This is a genomic window from Streptococcus cristatus AS 1.3089, assembly GCF_000385925.1.
In the GTDB taxonomy this organism is placed as follows: domain Bacteria; phylum Bacillota; class Bacilli; order Lactobacillales; family Streptococcaceae; genus Streptococcus; species Streptococcus cristatus_B.
Window position 1 is genome coordinate 1,071,662 of the sequence record NC_021175.1, and the last position, 20,649, is coordinate 1,092,310.

At 38.8% G+C, this 20,649-nt stretch carries 16 protein-coding genes and 2 pseudogenes; 10 read left to right on the forward strand and 8 right to left on the reverse strand.

Going from position 1 to position 20,649, the window contains the following annotated elements; all coding sequences use genetic code 11:
- Positions 1–5 precede the first annotated feature (5 nt).
- From metA to I872_RS05375, 4 genes and pseudogenes are all read right to left on the reverse strand, one after another.
- Positions 6–947: a homoserine O-acetyltransferase MetA gene (gene metA / locus I872_RS05360; protein WP_015605128.1), complete on the reverse strand. Its 942-nt coding sequence runs from the start codon at positions 945–947 to the stop codon at positions 6–8.
- 100 nt (positions 948–1,047) lie between these two features.
- Positions 1,048–1,560 (reverse strand): adenine phosphoribosyltransferase, encoded by a 513-nt coding sequence (locus tag I872_RS05365; RefSeq protein ID WP_015605129.1) that lies wholly within the window; start codon positions 1,558–1,560, stop codon positions 1,048–1,050.
- Positions 1,561–1,681: 121 nt separating this feature from the next.
- Positions 1,682–3,901: a single-stranded-DNA-specific exonuclease RecJ gene (gene recJ / locus I872_RS05370; protein ID WP_015605130.1), complete on the reverse strand. Its 2,220-nt coding sequence runs from the start codon at positions 3,899–3,901 to the stop codon at positions 1,682–1,684.
- Positions 3,902–4,006: 105 nt separating this feature from the next.
- A pseudogene (locus tag I872_RS05375) lies at positions 4,007–4,597 on the reverse strand (HD domain-containing protein).
- 156 nt (positions 4,598–4,753) lie between these two features.
- Here I872_RS05375 and I872_RS05380 point away from each other — a divergent pair.
- The 10 genes from I872_RS05380 (at position 4,754) to I872_RS05425 (ending at position 16,933) form a co-directional block, all read left to right on the forward strand.
- Positions 4,754–5,890 carry a phosphoribosyltransferase domain-containing protein gene (locus I872_RS05380; RefSeq protein WP_015605131.1) on the forward strand — a complete coding sequence of 379 codons (1,137 nt, stop codon included), beginning with the start codon at positions 4,754–4,756 and terminating at the stop codon, positions 5,888–5,890.
- 11 nt (positions 5,891–5,901) lie between these two features.
- Positions 5,902–6,993: a cysteine protease StiP family protein gene (locus I872_RS05385; protein WP_015605132.1), complete on the forward strand. Its 1,092-nt coding sequence runs from the start codon at positions 5,902–5,904 to the stop codon at positions 6,991–6,993.
- A 188-nt stretch (positions 6,994–7,181) separates the two neighbouring features.
- Positions 7,182–8,750 (forward strand): YceG family protein, encoded by a 1,569-nt coding sequence (locus I872_RS05390; protein WP_015605133.1) that lies wholly within the window; start codon positions 7,182–7,184, stop codon positions 8,748–8,750.
- Between the two features lie 15 nt (positions 8,751–8,765).
- Positions 8,766–9,896, forward strand: a complete 1,131-nt coding sequence (locus I872_RS05395; RefSeq protein ID WP_015605134.1) for a toxic anion resistance protein — start codon at positions 8,766–8,768, stop codon at positions 9,894–9,896.
- Between the two features lie 92 nt (positions 9,897–9,988).
- Complete coding sequence (locus I872_RS05400; RefSeq protein WP_015605135.1) at positions 9,989–10,588, forward strand: TerD family protein; 600 nt, start codon at positions 9,989–9,991, stop codon at positions 10,586–10,588.
- A 25-nt stretch (positions 10,589–10,613) separates the two neighbouring features.
- Positions 10,614–11,309 (forward strand): TerD family protein, encoded by a 696-nt coding sequence (locus I872_RS05405; RefSeq protein ID WP_015605136.1) that lies wholly within the window; start codon positions 10,614–10,616, stop codon positions 11,307–11,309.
- Between the two features lie 17 nt (positions 11,310–11,326).
- Positions 11,327–11,965: a TerD family protein gene (locus tag I872_RS05410; RefSeq protein ID WP_015605137.1), complete on the forward strand. Its 639-nt coding sequence runs from the start codon at positions 11,327–11,329 to the stop codon at positions 11,963–11,965.
- A 99-nt stretch (positions 11,966–12,064) separates the two neighbouring features.
- Complete coding sequence (locus tag I872_RS05415; protein ID WP_015605138.1) at positions 12,065–14,704, forward strand: calcium-translocating P-type ATPase, PMCA-type; 2,640 nt, start codon at positions 12,065–12,067, stop codon at positions 14,702–14,704.
- Positions 14,705–15,064: 360 nt separating this feature from the next.
- Positions 15,065–15,868, forward strand: coding sequence for an HAD family hydrolase (locus tag I872_RS05420; protein WP_015605139.1), 804 nt, complete (start codon positions 15,065–15,067; stop codon positions 15,866–15,868).
- A complete protein-coding gene (locus tag I872_RS05425) occupies positions 15,869–16,933 on the forward strand; it encodes an HpcH/HpaI aldolase/citrate lyase family protein (RefSeq protein ID WP_015605140.1) in 1,065 nt (354 codons plus the stop codon).
- A 48-nt stretch (positions 16,934–16,981) separates the two neighbouring features.
- Here I872_RS05425 and I872_RS05430 read toward each other — a convergent pair.
- The 4 genes and pseudogenes from I872_RS05430 to I872_RS05445 all read right to left on the reverse strand — a co-directional run bounded on the left by I872_RS05430 (position 16,982) and on the right by I872_RS05445 (position 20,642).
- Positions 16,982–17,965, reverse strand: a pseudogene (locus I872_RS05430) (IS30 family transposase).
- Positions 17,966–18,110: 145 nt separating this feature from the next.
- Positions 18,111–19,130: an acyltransferase family protein gene (locus tag I872_RS05435; protein ID WP_015605142.1), complete on the reverse strand. Its 1,020-nt coding sequence runs from the start codon at positions 19,128–19,130 to the stop codon at positions 18,111–18,113.
- Positions 19,131–19,169: 39 nt separating this feature from the next.
- Positions 19,170–19,880 carry a class I SAM-dependent methyltransferase gene (locus tag I872_RS05440; RefSeq protein ID WP_015605143.1) on the reverse strand — a complete coding sequence of 237 codons (711 nt, stop codon included), beginning with the start codon at positions 19,878–19,880 and terminating at the stop codon, positions 19,170–19,172.
- Positions 19,881–19,886: 6 nt separating this feature from the next.
- A complete protein-coding gene (locus tag I872_RS05445; protein WP_015605144.1) occupies positions 19,887–20,642 on the reverse strand; it encodes an SDR family NAD(P)-dependent oxidoreductase in 756 nt (251 codons plus the stop codon).
- Positions 20,643–20,649: the final 7 nt, after the last annotated feature.

Genomic DNA, 20,649 nt, shown 5'->3' on the forward strand with positions numbered 1-20,649 from the left:
CCTCTTTATAAATAAGCAAAGAAGGATGCATCATTCTCTGGACTTTGCCAATCAAATGGCGTTTCTTGATAGACTGCATAATTGACCCAATTACTGAAAAAGAGAGCTGCCGCCAAACTCCAGCGCAGACAAGGAGTCGTATTTACATCATCATTCTTGAAGTAATTCTCAGGAATATGAGGATCCTTGCCCGCTTCCAAGTCACGGAAATACTCCTTGGCAAGGGTATCACGGTCGTACTCCATATGACCGAAGCTATACACCTCTCGCAAGTCTCGGCTCGCCAAAACAGACAGGCCCGTGTCTTCTCCCTCGGAGAGAATTTCTAGATTGGTCAGATTCAGAATGTCTTCCTTCAGCACCTCTGTATGCCTTGAATGAGGAGTGATAAATTCATCATCAAAACCTCTGAAAAGCAGATTATTGCTTGGAGTTGACTGCTCGTAAACACCTGAGAGTTTCTCTTCCATCTGGTGCTTATCCACGCCATAGCGGGCATAAAGGCCAGCCTGAGCCCCCCAACAGATATGTAAAGTCGAAAAGACATGAGTCTTGGACCATTCAATCACCTGCTGGAATTCCTCCCAATAGTCTACCGCCTCAAAGGGTAGATGCTCTACTGGCGCTCCTGTGATAATCAAGCCATCAAAGAAACGATGTTTAACCTCATCGAAAGTCTTGTAAAAGGTCTGCATGTGCTCCGCTTGGGTAGTCTTTGATGTATGAGAAGTCATATAAAGAAACTCAATGGTCAGCTGCAAGGGCGTATTGGCCAAATGACGCAAAATCTGAGTTTCCGTCACCATTTTCTGGGGCATGAGATTGAGTACCAGAATATTCAGAGGGCGAATATCTTGGTGGTCTGCCCGGTCATCATCCATGACAAAGATATTCTCAGAGCTTAAAATTTCAACTGCTGGAAGCTTCTTATCAATCTTGATAGGCATGAAAATATCTCCTTTTGTTTAATATACTCATTATACTCAAAGGAGATATAGTTTTCAATTATACTTTTTCTCTAACTAGATATAGTAATAAGCTATACCTTTAGTAGTGCATCAATACCTTGTAGTCATAATCGCCGATTGCTTCGCGGCCCTTAAGCTCATCCAACTCGATAAGGAAGGCACAGCCAGCAACGATACCGCCAAGACGTTCAATCATCTCAATAGTTGCCTTAACTGTCCCACCAGTCGCAAGAAGGTCATCGACAATCAGAACGCGTTGACCAGGTTTGATTGCATCCGCATGCATGGTCAGAGTATCTACACCATATTCTTTGGCATAGTCAGCTGAAACGACTTCGCGAGGAAGTTTACCAGGCTTACGAACAGGGGCAAAACCAACTCCTAATTCAAAGGCAACTGGACAGCCTACGATAAAGCCACGCGCTTCTGGACCAACGATCATGTCGATCTGCTTGTCAGTCGCATACTGGACAATTTCACGTACAGCGTAGCTATAGGCATTCCCATCAGCCATCAAAGGGCTAATATCACGGAAGAGAATGCCTTCCGTTGGGTAGTTTTCAATAGTTGCAATATAATCTTTTAAATTCATAATGTTCTTTCTTTCAAAAAATTTTTACTCTCTATTATACCATGTTTTATTTAAAAAGGCTCTAGCAGACTTTCAATTATTTTTAGATATGAAAGATTTGTAAAACAAGGAGGCCTTTCCCCTAGCAATCCATGAGATAGTCGTAAATCTCCTGCACAGTGCCCAGAGCCATAAGTTCTTGTTCTTTGACCAGGCGCTTGAGGTCTTGGTAAATGTGACTACTGTCAATTTCTTTCTTTTCAGCTTCCTTATTGACCGTCATGACGCCTTCCGTGATGCTGACAAAGCCCAGCTCTTCAAAAATCTGAATCATTTTGACCAAGAGAATAGGATCAATTTTCAGGTAAGCTGCCAGCTCCTTGAGTTTATAGCGAACATCAAACTCGGGGAACTGATAGATTGTCTTGTAAAGTTTAGCAAATTGCTCACGAGTACCATAACCGGTCAGATAGTATGGCTTGGCAATTTCATTCTTAAAGTAAATAGCTTCAAAATCCTGATACTGAAGAATCTTCTTCAAGACCTGCAAATTATCTGGCAGGTCATAAACTACAACTGCTCTGCTATTTGTCAAATCCGGCAATTCCTCTGTGAAACGCAAGACTGGAACCTTGTCAGGCAGTGTCGCATTTTTTCCGCGGATATTGAAAAGCTGAACGCCGTCCACACGGGCATCTACCAGCATGAGCTGGAGACTGGTCTGTCCATTCCATTTATTGACAGAGAGGCTGACAGCCAGCTCCAGATTCTTAGTCTGGGCAAACTCTGTCGCCAGGCTTCCTTGCCCAAAAGCTACTACTTCAAAAGATGCATCTGCCTGAGAAATTTTCAGTTTGAGATGGCTATTGCCAGCCCCCATAGTCCGTGCATTGTCCACTTTAAAGTCCTTGAGGTAAAAAAGTGGCTTCTTATTATCCATACCAAAAGGCGCCAGTTTTTCGAAGCTTTTGAGCGTATCCAGGGTCAGTTCTGGCAGATGCAGCTCCTCATCTAAATACAGAGCTGTTTTGCCAGTTAAATCCAAATCATTTTCTAAGATATACTCTGTCAAGATATCAGCAAGCTCCGCCAGCTTGTCTGCTTCAAGAGTCATTCCAGCCGCTCCAGCGTGCCCACCAAAGGCTAGAAAGAGATCACGGTGACTGTCCAAGGCCTCAAAAATATTGACCGCTTCAATACTGCGGGCGCTGCCCTTAGCGATTCCATCCTCAATATTGAGCACTATAACTGGCTGATGCAGCTCTTCCAGCAAGCGCCCAGCGACAATCCCTAGCACACCGGGATTCCAGCCTTCCTTGGCCAACACCTGCACTGGTCTCTTAGGGTCCAGCATGGTTTGTGCTTCTTTATAAATCTGCTGGACGATTTCCTTGCGCTCGTCATTTTTCTGGTTAATCATGAGAGCAATGTCACGAGCTTCTTCGTCGTCAAAGCCTGTCAAAAGCTCAATAGCTGGATTAGGATCATCCAACCGTCCCAAGGCATTGAGTCTAGGGGCAAGCTGGAAACCAACTGTTTCTTCATCCAGTTCATCTGGCTGAATACCAGCGATTTTGAAGAGCTCCTGAAGTCCCACTCGCTGGGTATTTTTGAGAACTGAAAGACCATATTTGACTAAGATCCGATTTTCCCCCGTCAGACTGACCATATCGGCAATGGTGCCAATGGCAACTAAGTCCAAAAGTTCGACTTGGACTTCTTCCAACAAGGCTGTTGCCAGCTTAAAAGCCACCCCACAGCCAGCCAGATGTTTGAAAGGGTAATCCGCTCCGCTATGTTCCGGATGGACGATCGCATAGGCATTTGGCAGCTCCTCGGGCATGGAGTGGTGATCCGTCACGATGACATCGACGCCGAGAGACTGGGCCAGCTCGATAGCTTCAAGTCCAGCCACTCCATTATCCACTGTAATAATGAGCGAGATGCCTTGATTTTCAATAAAATACTTGTAAACACTGCTATTAGGACCATAGCCATCCGTAAAGCGATTGGGCAGATAGACCTGACACTCAGCCCCCAGCTGCTCCAAGGCTTCCTTGACAATAGATGCCGAGGTCATGCCATCTGCATCATAATCGCCATAGATCAAAATCTGTTCGTAGTTCTCAATCGCTGCGCGAATGCGCTCCACTGCCCGCTCCATATCATGAAGGTCATAAGGGTCGTGAAGCTGGTCTAAACTAGGCTCCAAAAATTCCTGCAAGGCCTCTTCAGTCTGCACACCTCTTTGGTAAAGAAGACTGGCGGCTGCGGGTTCTAACCCAGCTTTCTTAGCCTTTTTTAAAAATTTTTCATCTGTAAAATTAGTGGCAAACTGCCAGTCATATTTTGAGCTAATCATGATAAGTGAAACACTTTCTCCGTTCAATCTTGTCTGAATATTATAACATGAAAAGACTGGTTCAACCAGTCTCAAACTTTCTATCTACGAGCAAGGCCCTCAAGCTCACTCATCTAAGTACAGCCCCTTAGCAACGCTTTGGTCAATAATTTCCTGAGCCAATTCCCAAAGAGCTTCAGAGGTTTCTTTGATAAAGGATTTCTTAGTGATGACCTGAGACTTGGTCAGTCCATGAGGGTTGTCATGAGGCTGAGCGACTTCCAAGTGATTGAGTAGGGGGACCAAAGCATCCATCACTCGGGCATATTTAGCTTCTATGCTATTGCCGGTCTCAAATTCCTGCCAAAGCTCTAAAAAGGAATCCTGCTGATCTGACGGCAGCTTGTCTAAACTAATTCTCAAGGACTCAAGCTCTCTATCGTAAGAATCGCTCTTGCCCACGTCGTCAAAGATAAAGGTATCGCCAGCGTATATTTCGCCCAAATCATGAATCAATAACATAGACAAGACTTTTTCCAGATTGACTTCTTAGGGGATATATTCTCGAAAGACTAGCGCCATAGGCGCTCCCTGCCAACTATGCTCCGCAGAATTCTCAAAACGATAGGCATACAAGGTCCGATTGTTGCGATGAGTGGCTTTCAGCTTTTCCAGCTCATTGGTAAAAGCCAGCTGCTGTTGTAGACGTTCAAACATAGGGAAAATTCTTTTGAAATGTTTTTATTATTATATCACAATATCCTCAATATGATTGTCAAGATTTGTCTGAAATATAAAAATGACAGTTGAAATAATTAGTGATATACTAAGACAATAAAGGTTAATTAATTGCAAACTTTGAAAGGAATAATAATGACCTATCTTTTAAAAGTAGAAGATTTTGTTAATATAGAAGAAAATAAGAGTTCCTTCGTTATCAATGATATGGTTGCTATTTGCAAGCGAAATAATAATCCCAATCGAGACTATTTATTTGTTAATAAATATCAAGCTAAGCATTATCCTGTTAAAGCCCATAACACGCTGCAGCTATTTTACGAACTCTATCGAGAAATAAAAAGGCAAATTCCTTCTGACAAGCGTATTTTGGTTGTTGGGTTTTCTGAGACGGCTACTGGAATCGCCCAGGCAATCATGCATATGGCCTTGGAAAATAAAGATCTGAAAACTGTCTTTTATTTACAGACTACTCGAGAAAGCATTAATACGGATATCCAAAATATCTCTTTCGAAGAAGAACATTCACATGCAAGCACACAAAAACTATATTACAGATCAGATATTCCTGACTACGATACTGTTTTGTTTATCGAAGATGAAATAACAACAGGAAATACAATTGTTAACTTTATTGAAAAATTTCAAAAAATTAAAGACGGTATTTCTTTTGCAGCCGCTTCTATATTAAACTGGCAAAATACAAAGAATCGTAAGATTTTTCAAGAAAAAGGAATCAAAAGAATATACCTAGTCAGTGGTAAAATGAGAGATAATACTCCTCTCATAGAGCTGAAAGAAACAACACTGGAAAAACCAAGACTAACTTCAGACGTTCACTATCATTTATCTGACAACCTCAATCCTCGAACAGGTCTCACTAAAGAAGAGTTTTTAGTCTTCCAAGAAACTGCTCTAAATCGATTGACTTCGCAAGTCTCTCGGAAATCTAAAGAAGAAACAATAGCCGTCATTGGAACTGAGGAAAACATGTGGTTACCAATTAGACTAGCCCAAGAACTTGATGCAGAGGTTCGCTCCACCACAAGAAGTCCTATTTCCCTCTCCAGTGAAGACAACTATCTTTTCCATAACGGCATAGCTTTGGCCAGTGCTTACGAAACGAATAGAATGACTTTCCTTTATGATATTGAACGTCATTATGACCAAATTATCATCGTCTATGAGGTTATGACTGATGCATTTCGAACAGCTCTTCAAAATAAACTGCAGCCCTTTAGTAAGCAAACATTAATTTTTGTTAAACAATAAGAAAGGCTTTTATGAATTTAGTAAAAACTAGTTACCCTGAATCCGATGTAACCATCCTCTTACAAGATGTGCGTGGAAAGGTTCCTGTATTAGACACTGCTGAAAGAGAAAAGTTAAATCAACAGGGCGTTCACTATTCCGAAATGCTACCTCTAGAATATGCCCCAACAGAGCGCTATATGAAAATCTATCAAGAAAGCCTCGCAACTCTTTCTTTTGAGACTGCTAACGCTATAGCAAGTCTTTCTGAAAAGATTTTCAAGAAAAAAGGAGAAAATCTTGTTTTAGTTTCCTTAGCAAGGGCAGGGACTCCTATAGGTATTCTAATAAAAAGGTACCTTCACTATAAGTATCAGCTTGATGTGCCACATTATAGTATTTCTATCATTAGAGGTAAAGGGATTGACATAGCTGCCATGAATATTATAGCCAACAAGCACCATCCTAAAGATATTCAATTCGTGGATGGTTGGGTTGGAAAAGGAGCAATAAATACTGTCCTAGAAGAAGCCTGCCAGAGGTTAGCAGAGGAAAATAAACTCTTTTCCGAACTTGATCCTACTCTAGCTGTACTCAGTGATCCAGCTTCGGTAACACCGCTTTATGGTACTCGTCAGGACTTTTTAATCCCTAGCGCTTGCTTAAATGCTACTGTCAGCGGCCTCGTCAGCAGGACGGTCAAATTAAAAGAAATGAGTGACGACGAGCTTCACGGAGCCGTTTATTATGCAGAAAACGAAGCTTACGACCATTCATTGGAATTCTTAGATAAAGTGCAATCCTATTTTGACCAAGTTCAATTAGATTATTTTAATCCTTCACAAGAAGAGCTCAATGAGGATTTCAAAGGATTGGACGAAGTTAAGAAAATCGCCCAATCCTACAACATTAGTGATATCAATAAAATAAAACCAGGAGTTGGTGAGACAACTAGAGTTCTGCTTAGGCGCCTTCCAGACAGGGTATTAATTCGAGAAAAGGCTAATCAAAAATACCTTAAACATATCCTTCAATTATGTGAAGAAAAGCAGATCCCAATCGAATATGTCAACTTACAGAAATATAATGTTTGTGGCATTATAAAGGAAGTCGCTGATTTATAGTTTATCTCTTGACAAAGACCATTTTATAAATATACAATGGTATCTATAAAGCAGGGGAGAGCAGACTTTAATAAGCTATCTCCAGTGATTTAGGAGGTACAAAGCAAACCATCTGCACTCTTCGTTTAACTTTTATACAAAGAAGACAAAAGATGTGACATTATAATCGTAGAAAGCAGGTATATTTCATGTCGACCAGTCTGCAAAATCTGCCCTTTGAACTTTGGCGTTCAATCACAGAACGAAAAGGAATACAAGCCACTTTCGCTCCTGTTTTTACACGATATATCGGGGTTGAAAATCAAAGTAAATATGATAGTGTATTAAAAACTATTTTGGTAAAAGCTCAAGAGGATTCAACTCACACTATTTACTTTGACGGCCAAATCCCAATGGATGCAGATTTTGATTTCATTAACAGCATAAAAAACGAGCTTGCTTCAATGGAAGTTAGTCAAATAGCCAGTCAGGATATTACACTCTTTGAAGATGCAGAGCTCAATCACCAATTTCTGATTTCTCTTGAATATATAACAAACCTTGCTATCCGTCAAGAAAATTTCCTGAATAACAGCGTGAGAAATAATTTTATATGCAAAATGCTACTCTATGCATACTTACATATTTTTAGCTTATCCTATCAAGATAGAGATTACCTTACAAACAAGTGCATCTACTATGGTAGTATTTCAAGACACGATATATATTTCTTGCTGTTACTAAATCGCTTTGGATTTGATGTCATTTATATCAATCCACTAAAAGATGATGAAAATTTTGCTCAAGTTGACTCTGATCAAATCAGTACTGTCCATAAAAACACTCAAATCCTGCCTATCCAAAGTTGGACAGAAAGAGCTAAAAATGGACAGATTATAGAGGAAAATCGTTCAATTACACTGGATATAGAAACACAAATTGAAGAACAGTTATTTACAAATTCTGGCATTTATAGGCCTTGGCAGTTCCGAAATGGAACGACAAGCCCCATTTTTTTCAATTCAACTTTAATTGATGTAGAACAAAATTGGAACGCACCTGCAAAAGTTCGGAATGGATTTAGGACCGTTGAGAAAACAGTCTATGTCCCACATTTCTTTTTTGAAATAGAGGGAGAATATAATCCAATTGACAAGTATGCCCGCTTGGTCAATATCTGCTCTTCGTCTGACAATACGCTCGTTTTAACATCCAATGGTGATGAACTGATTACTCACGAAATTAATGATTCCGATAAGTATCAGCTTATGTTTTGTCAACTCAGTAATGGAAGTTTTGATATTGAGGAGATTATGAAGCTCCCATTCTATCGCTATGCTCCTTATAACGATGAAACAGAAAAATTCCTTCTCAATAAGATTAACGAAACCATTGCTGATACTCGACTATTCAAACAACCATTGACAGTATCCAAAGAAGAAATATTAAACTTTGCATTGTTGATTCTACAGTTGGATAAAAGAGTAATTCGACTCATAGATAGCTTTGATTTTACTGGCTTTATACCCAAGATTGTATTTTTCTTGGAAGGCGAAACTCAGTTATCAAAAAATACTTGCTATGTCCTTGCCTATCTTGGAAAAATTGGTTTTGACATCATCATTTTTTCACCTGCCGGCTTATCTGATCTGAACTCTTATATTAATGCAGAGTACTTTAACACTATCAGATTAGATGTTATAAACTATGAGCAAAGTTTTCAAGCTATTCAACGAAAGCAGAAAAAACAAAATTTCTTCAGTAAACTTTTTAATTAAAGAAAGGAAAACAATATGCCTATCAACACAGGAAGTTTTGATTCGACTCCCCAAGAGATTGAATCAACTGAACTTGAACTTGCTAAACCAGAAGTCCTAGCTGACAATTTAGCCTATAAGCAGAAGCTGAGATCACTGCCTGAGGTTCAGAACCTCACCAATGAGATTGATATTACTAATGTCAACTCAATTATGGCTTTCGGTCAAAAACCGAGTGAAGGGATTTCTCAAATATCTGATGCTCTACTATCTTCTATGCGGAGAGTAGATGCAGAGGAAGCTTCTCGAATGCTCGTCCAACTCACTAAAATCATGGATAAATTCGATATTAAAGAAATTGAAAATCCAGAAAAAGCATCTGCTCTGCAAAAATTATTTGGTAAAATAAGGAATAATATTGATAAACTTTTTGCTAAATATGAAGATATGGGTAAAGAAGTTGATCAGATTTATACCATATTGAAGCAATATGAAGTTCAGATTCACCAAACCCAAGAAAATTTAGAAAAACAATATAAAACGAATGTGGCCTACTATGAAGAATTAGAAAAATATATTGTTGCTGGTGAGATCGCTCAAGAAGAAATTGAAGCGTACAGTAAGCAGGTCTTAGCTCGCACGGATATGACAGAACAAGAAAAACAAACTCAACAGCAAAAACTGAGCATGATTAAAGACATGCTCGCTCAACGAACTTATGACTTGCAAATTGCTGAAAACGTGGCCATGCAAACCTGTCCTATGATTCAGACCATGCAAATGTCTAACTTTAATCTGATGCGGAAAATCAATTCTTCCTTTATTATCACATTGCCAATCTTCAAGCAATGTTTGGTTCAAGCTATTCAATTAAAAAGACAGGAAATTCAAGCTAAGTCTATCAAACAATTGGATGAAAAAACCAATGAACTTCTAATTCGTAATGCACAAAATACTGCTAATCAATCTGTTAATATTGCTCGTATGGCTGGTGGAAGCTCTATTCAAATGGAGACTCTTCGTACAACTTATGAGACAATCAAAAAAGGAATTGAAGAAACCAAGCAGATCAATAATCAAATTGCTGAAAAACGAAAAAGTGATTCTATTGAGTTAGAACATATAAAATCTGACATGGCTGAAAAAGGTTTTATAAGCGGTCATTGATATCACTTAAGATATGGTAGCAAAAACTCTTACTTGGCTTCCCTTAAGCTAAAGAGTTTTAAAAATATTATGATTCAGAAAGGAATATCTATATGGATTTCACTCATTTAAACTCTGGCAGCTCTGCTGCTCCTCTTAACCTCTCTAAAGGGAGCGTTTTAGATTTAACAAAGCAGGCTCCTGCATTAAAAAATTGTATTCTAGGTGGCGGATGGGATATGGCTGTTGCTGGACCCACTGCTGACCTTGACTTAGCTGCCTTCTTAGTTGAAGAAAACGGCCGCGTTGCACAAGTACCAAATGATGTTATTTTCTTCAATAATATGTCTGCAGCTGGAATTCGTCTTGAAGGTGATAACCGTACTGGAGAAGGCGAAGGCGACGATGAACGAATCCAAATTAATCTTGATGCAATTGAACCTCGAATTAAGAAAATTGTCTTCTTCATTACTATTTTTGATGCAGTCACTAAACGTCAGACTTTTGGCATGATTAAAAATGCTTTCGTCCGCCTCCTAGATGCCGATAATAACGAACAGGAAATCTGCCGCTATGAATTGAGTGACAGTTATTCTGCTGATACTTCTGTAACAGCTTGTTCCCTTAGTCGGACAGCTAATGGCTGGGCCTTTGAAGCAATCGGTGAGGGAGCTATCGCTGACCTCAACCAACTCTTGTCTCGCTATATGTAATTAAGAAAATAGAAAGGAAAATATTATGGGACTTTTTGGTAAATTATTCGGTGGAGATGAGCAACAAACTCAAGCTCCTGCTGCTAACACACCTATTCAAACTGCCAGTACGGAAGGGCGCGAAGTTACACTTGATTTAAATAAAGGAGGCATGCTTAACCTTGCAAAAAATGACTTCCTTAATCTTTCTAAAACGGATTTCTCTTTAGAAAATATCCGAGTATCAGCAGGATGGGATGTTAAGACAAGTTTCTTTGGCTCCGACTTCGACCTTGATCTTTGCGCCTTCCTTCTTGATGCTTCTGGTCATTTGACCCGTTCAGTTAATGGTCTTGTCTATTTCGGTAAAAAGAAATCTCAAGGTATTCAGTTAGATCATGATAACCTTACTGGTGCTGGTGACGGTGATGATGAAAACATGTTTGTGAATTTCAATAATATTCATCCAGATGTGGCTCAAATCGTTGTAGCAGTTGTTATCTATTCCGGTAAAAATCGCAAACAATATTTTGGCCAAGTAAAGAATGCCTACGTTCGTTTAGTTGATCAGGCACAACGTCCTGAAAAAGAAATCGCTCGCTTCAATTTATCAGAAGATGGTGGTAAAGCGACGGCCGTTAAATTTGCTGAACTTACACGCACTGTCAATGGTTGGACTTTCAAAGCAGTTGGAGAATACCTAAACGCTTCAATCCAAGACATTGAAAAATCTTACCGTTAATCAGAAAGGAATCTCTCATGGCTATTAATTTCACCTCACTTGGCGGACCTGCCAACCCTACTCCAACACCCACTGAAGTTGCTCCTACAACGGGAGGTGTATCTCTTGATTTAGAAAAAAATACTATCCTGGACTTAGCTAAAGCTGCTCCAGGCCTTACAAAAGTTGACTTATGCGCTGGTTGGGATATCTCTGCCGGCGGTGCCGATTTTGACCTTGATATTTCTGCTTTCCTATTAAATGAAGCAGGTAAAATTACTTCTGCTAGTGATGTCATTTTTTATAATAACAAAACTGCTCCTGGGATTTACTTAAATGGTGATAACCGTACGGGTGCAGGAGATGGTGATGATGAAGTTATCAGTTTGGATTTAGCTACTCTCTCACCAAGTATCCATAAAATCATTTGTGCTATTACCATCGATCAGGCTATCGCCCGCCGCCAAACTTTCGGCATGGTTAATAATTCCTATGTTCGCTTAGTTAATGTCGAGAACAATTCTGAACTTTGTAAATTCCAGCTGAAAGATGATTATTCGACCGATACAGCTGTTGTCTTTGCAGAACTCGTAAGAGATGGTTCAACTTGGGCTTTCCACACCATCGGTGAAGGAAAACAGGCTGATTTAAATGGTATAGCTGCACTCTTTAGCTAAAGACAAACAGTAGCCATATCAAGTTTTATTGACATGCGAAAAAGAGACTGAACACTATTGTCTCAGCCTCTTTATTTTTAGAAAGGACAAATAAACCAAATGAATAACTTTAAAGGGCTAAGCTCAGCTGAGGTTGCAGCAAGTAAATCAGCTCATGGTGACAATAAACTTTCCAGTAAAGAAGCCAATTCACTTCTCTCCATTTTTATTGAATCATTTAAAGACCAGTGGATTTTGATTCTACTTGCAGCCTTAGGTCTCAAAATTATTTTCAATTTTATCGGTATGATTTTTCCAGGTATTGGCGAGGCAAATTGGTACGAAGCAATTTCCTTAATTTTCGCCATTCTCCTGTCAACAGGATTTTCTGCCATCTCACAATATCAAAATGAGCAAAAGTTCAATACATTACAAGAAGAAGCTAGCAAAACTAATGCTAAAGTCTATCGTGATGGTAAACTTAAAGAAATTTTAGTAGATGATATTGTCAAAGGGGACCAAATTCTACTTCAAACTGGTGATAAAATTCCTGTTGATGGTATTATTCTTTCTGGGGAATTAAAGGTAAATCAAGCTGTCTTGAATGGAGAAAGTGAAGATGCTACAAAAATCGCTTTAGGTGATCATGTAGAACCAGATAGTCAGGACCTCTTTACAGAATTAAAAATTTTCCGTGGAACTGTCGTAACATCTGGTGAAGCTGTTATGGAAGCAACTGATATTGGTGACCATACTGTTCTTGGAAGCATCAATACCTCTCTCCAAGAGGATGGAAAAGATTCTCCATCAAAAGAGAAATTGAATAAACTAGCAGAAAATATTGGTGTTCTTGGATACAGTGCTGGTGCTGCTTACTCTGTCATCAATCTTATTCTTGGTTTACTCGCTTTAAATACCGCAAATAATTTGAACCTTTCATCTATTTTCTTATTAGTCATTGAAACAATCCTCTTTGCAGTGACTATCATTATCATGGCTGTTCCAGAAGGGTTGCCAATGATGCTGGCTCTTGTATCTTCTATGAATTCAGGCCGCTTGTTAGCTCAGAATATTCTAGTTCGTCATCCTGATACTATTGAAACAGCTGGTTATATGAATATCCTTTTTAGCGATAAAACTGGAACAATTACAGAAGGGAAACTATCTGTTGTTGATTTCTTCCTTGGCGATGGAACTCTTTATGAGACAACTGATGAGAGTTCTGCTGCTGATTTCTCTAGTATGTCTGAAAAGTTACTCAAGCAAGTTATTCATGGTATTGGTTTGAATAATGACGCTAATGTTGCAGACGGTATAGCTGTCGGAAGTAACGCAACTGACCGTGCTCTTTTAGATTTTCTAATCAACCGTAATCTCTTAGATTTCGATACAAACACTATTGCTGAAAAAGAACAGTTTAATTCTGCTAAAAAATATGCTAGTGTTACAACTAAGTCAGGCGAAATTTACATCAAAGGAGCACCAGAATTTATTTTAGACGATTGTCATTTCTATCTTGATAAAGACGGAAATAAGACTGCTTTTACTGCAGCTGATAAAGATAAATTCTCTGCACTCTCTTTGGAACAGGCTAATCGTTCTATGCGTCTTCTTGCTATTCTTAAAAAAGAAGGCTCAGATAAAATCTTGATTGCTATTGTATGTATTCGAGACAATGTAAGAGATTCTATTAAACAAACTGTTGAAACAATGAACAAAGCTGGAGTTCAAGTAGTTATGGTTACAGGAGACCGTAAAGAAACAGCTATTGCCATTGCTAAAGAAGCTGGAATTGTTACCAGTGATACAGATTTAATCCTAACTCATGATGAGCTAGAAAACCTCTCTGACGAAGAATTAAAAGCGCAACTCCCTAATATGAAAGTAGTAAGCCGCGCCTTACCTATGGATAAGAAGCGCTTAATTGAAGCAGCACAAGACCTTGATATGGTTTGTGGTATGACTGGTGATGGAGTAAACGACTCACCTGCTCTTAAAGCTGCTGATGTTGGTTTCTCTATGGGAGACGGAACTGAGGTTGCCCGTGAAGCCTCTGATATTGTTATTTTAAACAATAGTTTGACGTCTATCGAAAAAGCTGTGCTTTACGGCCGGACAATGAGCAAATCAGTTAGCAAATTCATTATTTTCCAGCTGACAGTTAATGTAACTACTATTGCTATGTCTCTTCTCTCTCCTCTTTTTGGTCTGAAAGAGCCATTTACAATCATTCAAATCCTTTGGATTAACCTTATCATGGATACACTAGCTGCTTTAGCATTTGGTGAAGAACCTACCCTAGATCGTTATATGAATGAAAAACCAGTGGCTAAAAAAGCTAATATCCTAACAAAGTATATGAAGTCTGCTATTGGAGTTGCTAGCATTTTCATTACTATTGTTTGTCTTGCTATTCTTAAAAATGTAGCTGGTATTCAAGATTTTATTACTAATGGAAGCGGAAACTTTGAAATGGTAACTACCTTCACTTTTACTGTATTTATCTATGCGATTATCTTCAATTCCCTCAATACTCGCAGTACCGGACTTAATGTTTTTGAACATATTTCGGAAAACAAAAAGTTCTCTATTGTTATGATTTCTATTGCTATCGCCCAATCTTTAATCATTCAGTTTGGTGGGCAGGTCTTCAACACAGTTCCTATGGATATTGAACACTATATTGTAGCTCTTGCTATTGCTGTTCTGATTATTCCTATAGACTTTATTCGAAAAGCTCTTACAAAAAATAAATGTTAGTTATAGAAAGGCTGAAACACTAGTGTTTCAGCCTTTACTTATCGGCTCTTTTAGTGAAGTGACTATGAATACTTCATGAACAGGGAAAATTTATCCATGACAATAATCTACTAGATTCTTTATAAATGCTTCCAAGACTAGACTTATCGGCTCTTTTATAGTAAGATTGGTATAGTTTGATGAATTACACACTTTGATAACTAAAATTTATTCTCTTAAGTCATTTAAGTTTGACCAAAAATTTAAGATAATCAATCTAACTTTAATAAGCTTTAAATATAACTGCTTGAAATTAAAAAAGAAATTTTTGTTTTCTATTAAAATTTTACACCTATCAGTCCCAAAAAAGAGAGGAATATTATGCTTTTTGCTACTGATTTAGATCGAACCATCATTTATTCTAATAAGTTTGTTGAAAATTATCAGACTGTGTCTTGTGTAGAACATCTAGCCGGACGTGAAATCTCCTATATGAGCCATAGAGCATTGGAATTATTGGCTCAAGTCAAAACTCGCTGCGATATCCATTTGGTTCCAATTACAACTCGCTCGCTAGCGCAGTTCTCACGCATTATCCCCCTACAAGACTGCCCTTATGCTGTTGTTGCTAATGGCGGAATCATTCTGCATAAAGGTCAACCTTTAAAAGTCTGGCAGGAACACATCGAAAGAACTCGACAAATACAAGCTTTAGATTATCCTAAAATCTTAGACATTTTAACTAAATATCAAAAATACTTAACTAGAACTCCATCTTTGGTTGACAATTTATTCTTTTTTACTAAAGTTACCGAAGATCAGGATATCGTTCAAGAGTTTATCTTGCCAAGTCTTGAAAAAAATTTAAAAAATTTAGAATGGACTTTCACTCTTCAAGGGCTTAAACTTTACATCATCCCTAAAGAAATTTCTAAAGAAAACGCTCTTTCTTTTTTACAAGACTATCTTAAAGAAGAATTTCTTATTACTTCGGGTGACGGAAAATTAGATGCTGGATTCTTATCTTTGGGCGATATAAAAATGATACCAAAGAACAGTGAAGTTTACCAGCTTATCGATAATAAAGATGACTATATGATAGTTAATCAAGGAATAGAAGGCGCTGAGGATATTCTTTCAGTAGTCCTCGAACAAAAACTTAAAAGTGTTGAATGGAAGATTTGAATGAAATTTACTTATGATTCTATACCCCTATTTAAAGAAGGATGCCAATTTAATCAAAATTCCCCTAAAGATTTATTGCAATATGCAATAGCTGGACTTCTTTATATGCCCGCTCATCGAACTCAGATAGTTGATGAAATCATTGCCGGCCTCCATCCTTGCTGTAGCTCAATCTGTCTAGATCTAGAAGATTCTATCGGAGATGGAACTGTTCACCAAGCTGAATCACAGCTCTTTGAGACTTTAGACAAACTGAATCAAGCCTTGGAAACTGGCCAGTTAGATTTTGATTCGCTTCCTTTAATTTTTATCCGAGTCCGTTCTTCCAAACAATTTAATCAGATGCTCGAACACTCTTCTCCTGATATTTTTAGATTAGTTTCTGGATTTAATTTTCCTAAATTTGATTCCACTACTGCTGCTGCCTACCTTCAAGTTTTCGACAATTTTAGCAAAAGAACAAATCAAACATTTTACATAATGCCAATTCTTGAAAGCGAAAGCATCATGAAAAAGAATACCCGAATGGAAGAACTTCTTTTTATATCAGAGTTATTAAAACCCTATACAGAGAAAGTTTTAAATATCCGTGTGGGAGCAACTGATTTTAGTAATATTTTCGGTATTCGTCGTAATGTTCACCAGACTATCTACGATGTTAAACTTATTGCTGACTGTCTAACAGATATCTTAAATATTTTTTCCGCAGATTATATCTGTTCAGGACCAGTATGGGAATACTTTAATAGCCAATTTCAAGACGGGAATTGGGCTCATGGATTGAAAAAAGAGCTAGAGTTAGACAAACTTAATGGATTCATTGGAAAAACTTGCATCCATCCTTCTCAGCTAAGCCTTATTGCTGAGAATAACATTGTTAGTTTAGAAGACTACCAAGATGCTCTGACCATTCTTAATTCGAATCAACAACAGATTGGTGTATCAAAAGGATATAAAGAAAACAGAATGAATGAAATGAAGCCTCATAGCAAATGGGCAAAAAAAATTATCCAGTTAGCTACAGTCTATGGAATAGCTGAAGGAGATAATTCACTGAAATCGTAGAAGGACATACAAAAGTGTTCAGCCCAACTTTTTATTTGACTTGAATTGTCAAATTAAGTGCACAATTTTACCATAAAATACTTCATAAGGAGTTTTCCAGTTGAGACACTTTCATGGTCTATTATTTAGTTTGTCTTCCCACAACTGAATGGTGTGCTCGTCAATGAATGCTAAATCACTCCCTTTGGGAAAATATTCTCGTAGTAATCCATTGGTATTCTCATTAGTCCCTCGTTGCCATGGCGCATGAGGGTCTGGAAAATAGACCTCTACCTTTAATTTGTCAGTCAAGTCTTGATGATTCGTGAATTCTTTTCCTCTATCGGGAGTGACGTTTTTTTTCGGCAAGGGCTCCAACATTTGCACCATAGCCTCTATGACAAGTTTGCTTTTCTTAACAGCTACCTTCTTGATTTTAAGAAAACGAGAATAACGGTCAGTTAGAGTCACTAAACAAGCTTTTCCAGTTTTCCCTGCAACCGTGTCTGCCTCCCAATCACCAATCCTAGTTAGCTTGTTTGCTTCTTCGAGTCTTTCATGAATGGTATGAGAAATAGGAATTTTCCCTCTGTTTTCAACATGACCTTTCGTATGACGTGTTTTCCCACGGTGACGGAGTTTGCGAATCACACCACGAGCACCATGTGAAAGCTTGTAGTCAAAGTGACCGCTATAGATGGCTCTATAAATCGTTTGATAACTAATAACAGATTTCCCATATTCTAGACACAAACGGCCTTCTATTTCTTTAGGAGACCATTGGCAATCGAGAAAAAGGTGCTCGACGGTATTGCTTAAATGATGATCTATTTCAAGCTTTCTCTTTCGCCCACAGTGTGATTTTGCAAGTTTATAAGATGCTTGTGCTTTGTTGGGAGAATAACTTCCTGATTTTGAATGTCGCTTCCACTCCCGACTAATGCTGGAAGAATGACGATGAAGTAATTTTCCAATTTGAGAAAAGTTTAGTCCTTTTGTACGGTAAATCAGAATACTTTCGCGCTCATCTATGATAAAATGGTGATAGCTCATAAGATTTTCTTTCGTAACTAGTTCGTTCAATTCTATTTTACTAGAAAATCTTATGAGTTTTTATTGTACACTTATATTGTATATTCAAGATATAAAGAAATAGTAACTATTCATCTTAAACATACCAAATTCTTTAGCGATAAATTTAACCCTTCCTTCGCCAGCGGATCACTAATTCTGAAGTCAGATGAGTCAGGATAATCGTCAGAAGGAAGACCCAACGGCCCTTTTCCCACTTGGTCAGATGCTGGAAATTAAGAAGAAAAAAAGATAACTCAATGAAGATGGGATGAAGGAAGAAATAAAAGATACTTAGGTCTTTTAAATGTCTCCAGTTTTTTTCTTGCTTCCATCTAGTTTTTAACAGCCAATTGAATAAGAAAAAACTAAACGGAATAAGAGCAAAGAAAAAGTTTTTATCTAATCCCTGCCTGAAGTAAATCAGCACTCCTTCTGCTACTAGCAAAAGACTTGATAGCAGAAGTAAAATCCTGCATTTTTTGTGTAATAACTCTATATGTCTATAATCAGCTAGAAAGTAGCCTAAATAGATAAAAATAGGCGTATAGAAGAGACCATTTCTGCTAGTAAAAAATAGCTTAGCATAAGCATCATACCAGTCTGTTAGAAGACTAGGAGCCAGATAGGCGTGATAAGTCTCAATGGCACCTAAGGCATATAGAACCAGTAAAAGGACAAATGTTTTCTTGGGGCCTAATTTCTTATATAAAAAATGGACCAACAGCAAACCTAAGAGAAAGGCAGGAATATACCAAAGCTGATAGCATAAACCGATATACAAAAGCCCAGCCAATAAGGCTAATGGAGCATAATGTTTCGGAAGTGGCAAGGTCCAAAAATAGGCCAAGGCATAAGGAACATAAATCCCGCTCCACAAAAGATACTGCTTCAAAACACGCTTAATATAGAGCTTCATTTCCTGCTTCTTAGCCAAGCTGGATTTAAGCATAAAAGCTGATGAAATCAGGAAAAAGGGCACTGCCATACGACCAAACATACTTTTCTGAGTAAAATGCAGGACTTCATTCTCAAAAAGCCTCTGACAATGCACCAAGATTACCAAAATTGAAGCCAGATACTGAAACAAACTGAGCATGGCGTAGTTGACCGGCTGCTCAGGCTCTCTGACATTTCTTTCTGCCATAAATAGTTCTCCCTAGGAAGATTGTGTTAATAAATAGATTTAGTGCTTGCTCAGCCAAACATGCTGAAAGGCAGCGATGTCCCGATAAGGTGATTGGTTGCAGACAGCCAGCTCCATCTCAAGCATCTTTTCAGCCCAGTCAGGGGCCGTTTTGTAGTCATTGGATTGCAGCCCGTAAAAAATCCGTACTCCCTGATAATCCTCAACTTCTAATGGCAAGCCTGAGATAACTTCCTGAACCTGATAAACCTTAGCAGCTCCCATGCTGTGGGTTTGATATTCCTGACCCGCTAAAAGATGCTGGGCCTTCTCTGTATCATTTTCAAAAACCACCGTATGCATAATGCGTCCAACCTCGTGATGCTTGACCAGAGAAATTTTGCCGTCCTTTTTTAAGAGGCGGGAAAATTCTGTCAAATAGAGAGCAGGGGCAGACACATACTCTAAGACATTATGACAAACGATGACATCAAAAGACTGGTCTGGTAAGGTTTGCAAAAGATCCAAGCTACCTTGCAATTGCTCATAAGAAAAGTCCTGCTTGCGCTCAGCAATCATTTCTGAGTTGGGCTCGATGGCGGTCACTTGGTTCTTTTCCGCTAGAAAATCAGCCACAATCCCAAAACCGCTACCGAAATCTAGGATTTTCTGGCCCTTCAGCGTCTCTAGAAAGGCAAAAACAATATCATACTGAAGTTTGCCCCAAGGTGCCTGCAGATGTGCCTTGTAAACTTGTAGATTAGCTGTCATAAAACCTCACTTATAGTTAAACATATTGGCTGCCATCTTGTCGGCCATTCTTGGAAACAGTGTATACAGCTTGTGGGCTAGATTGAGAATGCCAGGTAAATTGATTTCCCGCTTCTTTTTGCCAAAGGATTTGACAATTTTTCCTGCTACAAAGTCTGGCTCTAGCATATACTTGTCCACTGCTTTCACATAGGAACCATCAGGATCTGCCTGATCGAAAAAGGCTGTTTTGATAGGACCGGGATTAACTGTCGTGACATAGACCCCAAAAGGCAGAAGCTCCAAACGCAGGGCATTGGAAAAACCAATAGCAGCAAACTTGGTCGCTGAGTAAAGACTGGACTTGCTACTGGCAATGAGGCCGGCCATACTAACGATATTGACGATATGTCCTTGACCTGCCTGCTTCATGCGAGCTCCAAAGATACGGGACAGGTTCATCAGGGCAAAGGTATTGACCTCAAACATGGCCTCGATATCGCTTGAGCTGATTTTGTCAAATTCTTCAAAAATCCCATAGCCAGCGTTATTGACTAGGACATCGACATGACCGTACTGGCTGTCAATCCGCTCAGCAAAGCTCTCCAAAGCCGAGCTGTCTGTAATATCCAGCTCCACTAGGTCAAGATTGTCTTTTTCTCCATAGAGTTTTTCCAGCTTGTCCTTGCTCCTTCCAACCAAAATCAGTCGGTCATGGGGCAAGAGCTTAACCATTTCCTGAGCCAGCCCACCGCTAGCTCCTGTAATAATGATGGTACGCATTGTTATG

Bases quoted from the DNA above. Each gene is read 5' to 3' on its own strand.
- I872_RS05445 (WP_015605144.1), bottom strand. From the start codon at position 20,642: ATGCGTACCATCATTATTACAGGAGCTAGCGGTGGGCTGGCTCAGGAA.
- I872_RS05390 (WP_015605133.1), top strand. From the start codon at position 7,182: ATGTCGACCAGTCTGCAAAATCTGCCCTTTGAACTTTGGCGTTCAATC.
- recJ (WP_015605130.1), bottom strand. From the start codon at position 3,901: ATGATTAGCTCAAAATATGACTGGCAGTTTGCCACTAATTTTACAGAT.
- I872_RS05420 (WP_015605139.1), top strand. From the start codon at position 15,065: ATGCTTTTTGCTACTGATTTAGATCGAACCATCATTTATTCTAATAAG.
- I872_RS05435 (WP_015605142.1), bottom strand. From the start codon at position 19,130: ATGGCAGAAAGAAATGTCAGAGAGCCTGAGCAGCCGGTCAACTACGCC.
- metA (WP_015605128.1), bottom strand. From the start codon at position 947: ATGCCTATCAAGATTGATAAGAAGCTTCCAGCAGTTGAAATTTTAAGC.
- I872_RS05415 (WP_015605138.1), top strand. From the start codon at position 12,065: ATGAATAACTTTAAAGGGCTAAGCTCAGCTGAGGTTGCAGCAAGTAAA.
- I872_RS05365 (WP_015605129.1), bottom strand. From the start codon at position 1,560: ATGAATTTAAAAGATTATATTGCAACTATTGAAAACTACCCAACGGAA.
- I872_RS05385 (WP_015605132.1), top strand. From the start codon at position 5,902: ATGAATTTAGTAAAAACTAGTTACCCTGAATCCGATGTAACCATCCTC.
- I872_RS05425 (WP_015605140.1), top strand. From the start codon at position 15,869: ATGAAATTTACTTATGATTCTATACCCCTATTTAAAGAAGGATGCCAA.
- I872_RS05405 (WP_015605136.1), top strand. From the start codon at position 10,614: ATGGGACTTTTTGGTAAATTATTCGGTGGAGATGAGCAACAAACTCAA.
- I872_RS05410 (WP_015605137.1), top strand. From the start codon at position 11,327: ATGGCTATTAATTTCACCTCACTTGGCGGACCTGCCAACCCTACTCCA.
- I872_RS05380 (WP_015605131.1), top strand. From the start codon at position 4,754: ATGACCTATCTTTTAAAAGTAGAAGATTTTGTTAATATAGAAGAAAAT.
- I872_RS05395 (WP_015605134.1), top strand. From the start codon at position 8,766: ATGCCTATCAACACAGGAAGTTTTGATTCGACTCCCCAAGAGATTGAA.
- I872_RS05440 (WP_015605143.1), bottom strand. From the start codon at position 19,880: ATGACAGCTAATCTACAAGTTTACAAGGCACATCTGCAGGCACCTTGG.
- I872_RS05400 (WP_015605135.1), top strand. From the start codon at position 9,989: ATGGATTTCACTCATTTAAACTCTGGCAGCTCTGCTGCTCCTCTTAAC.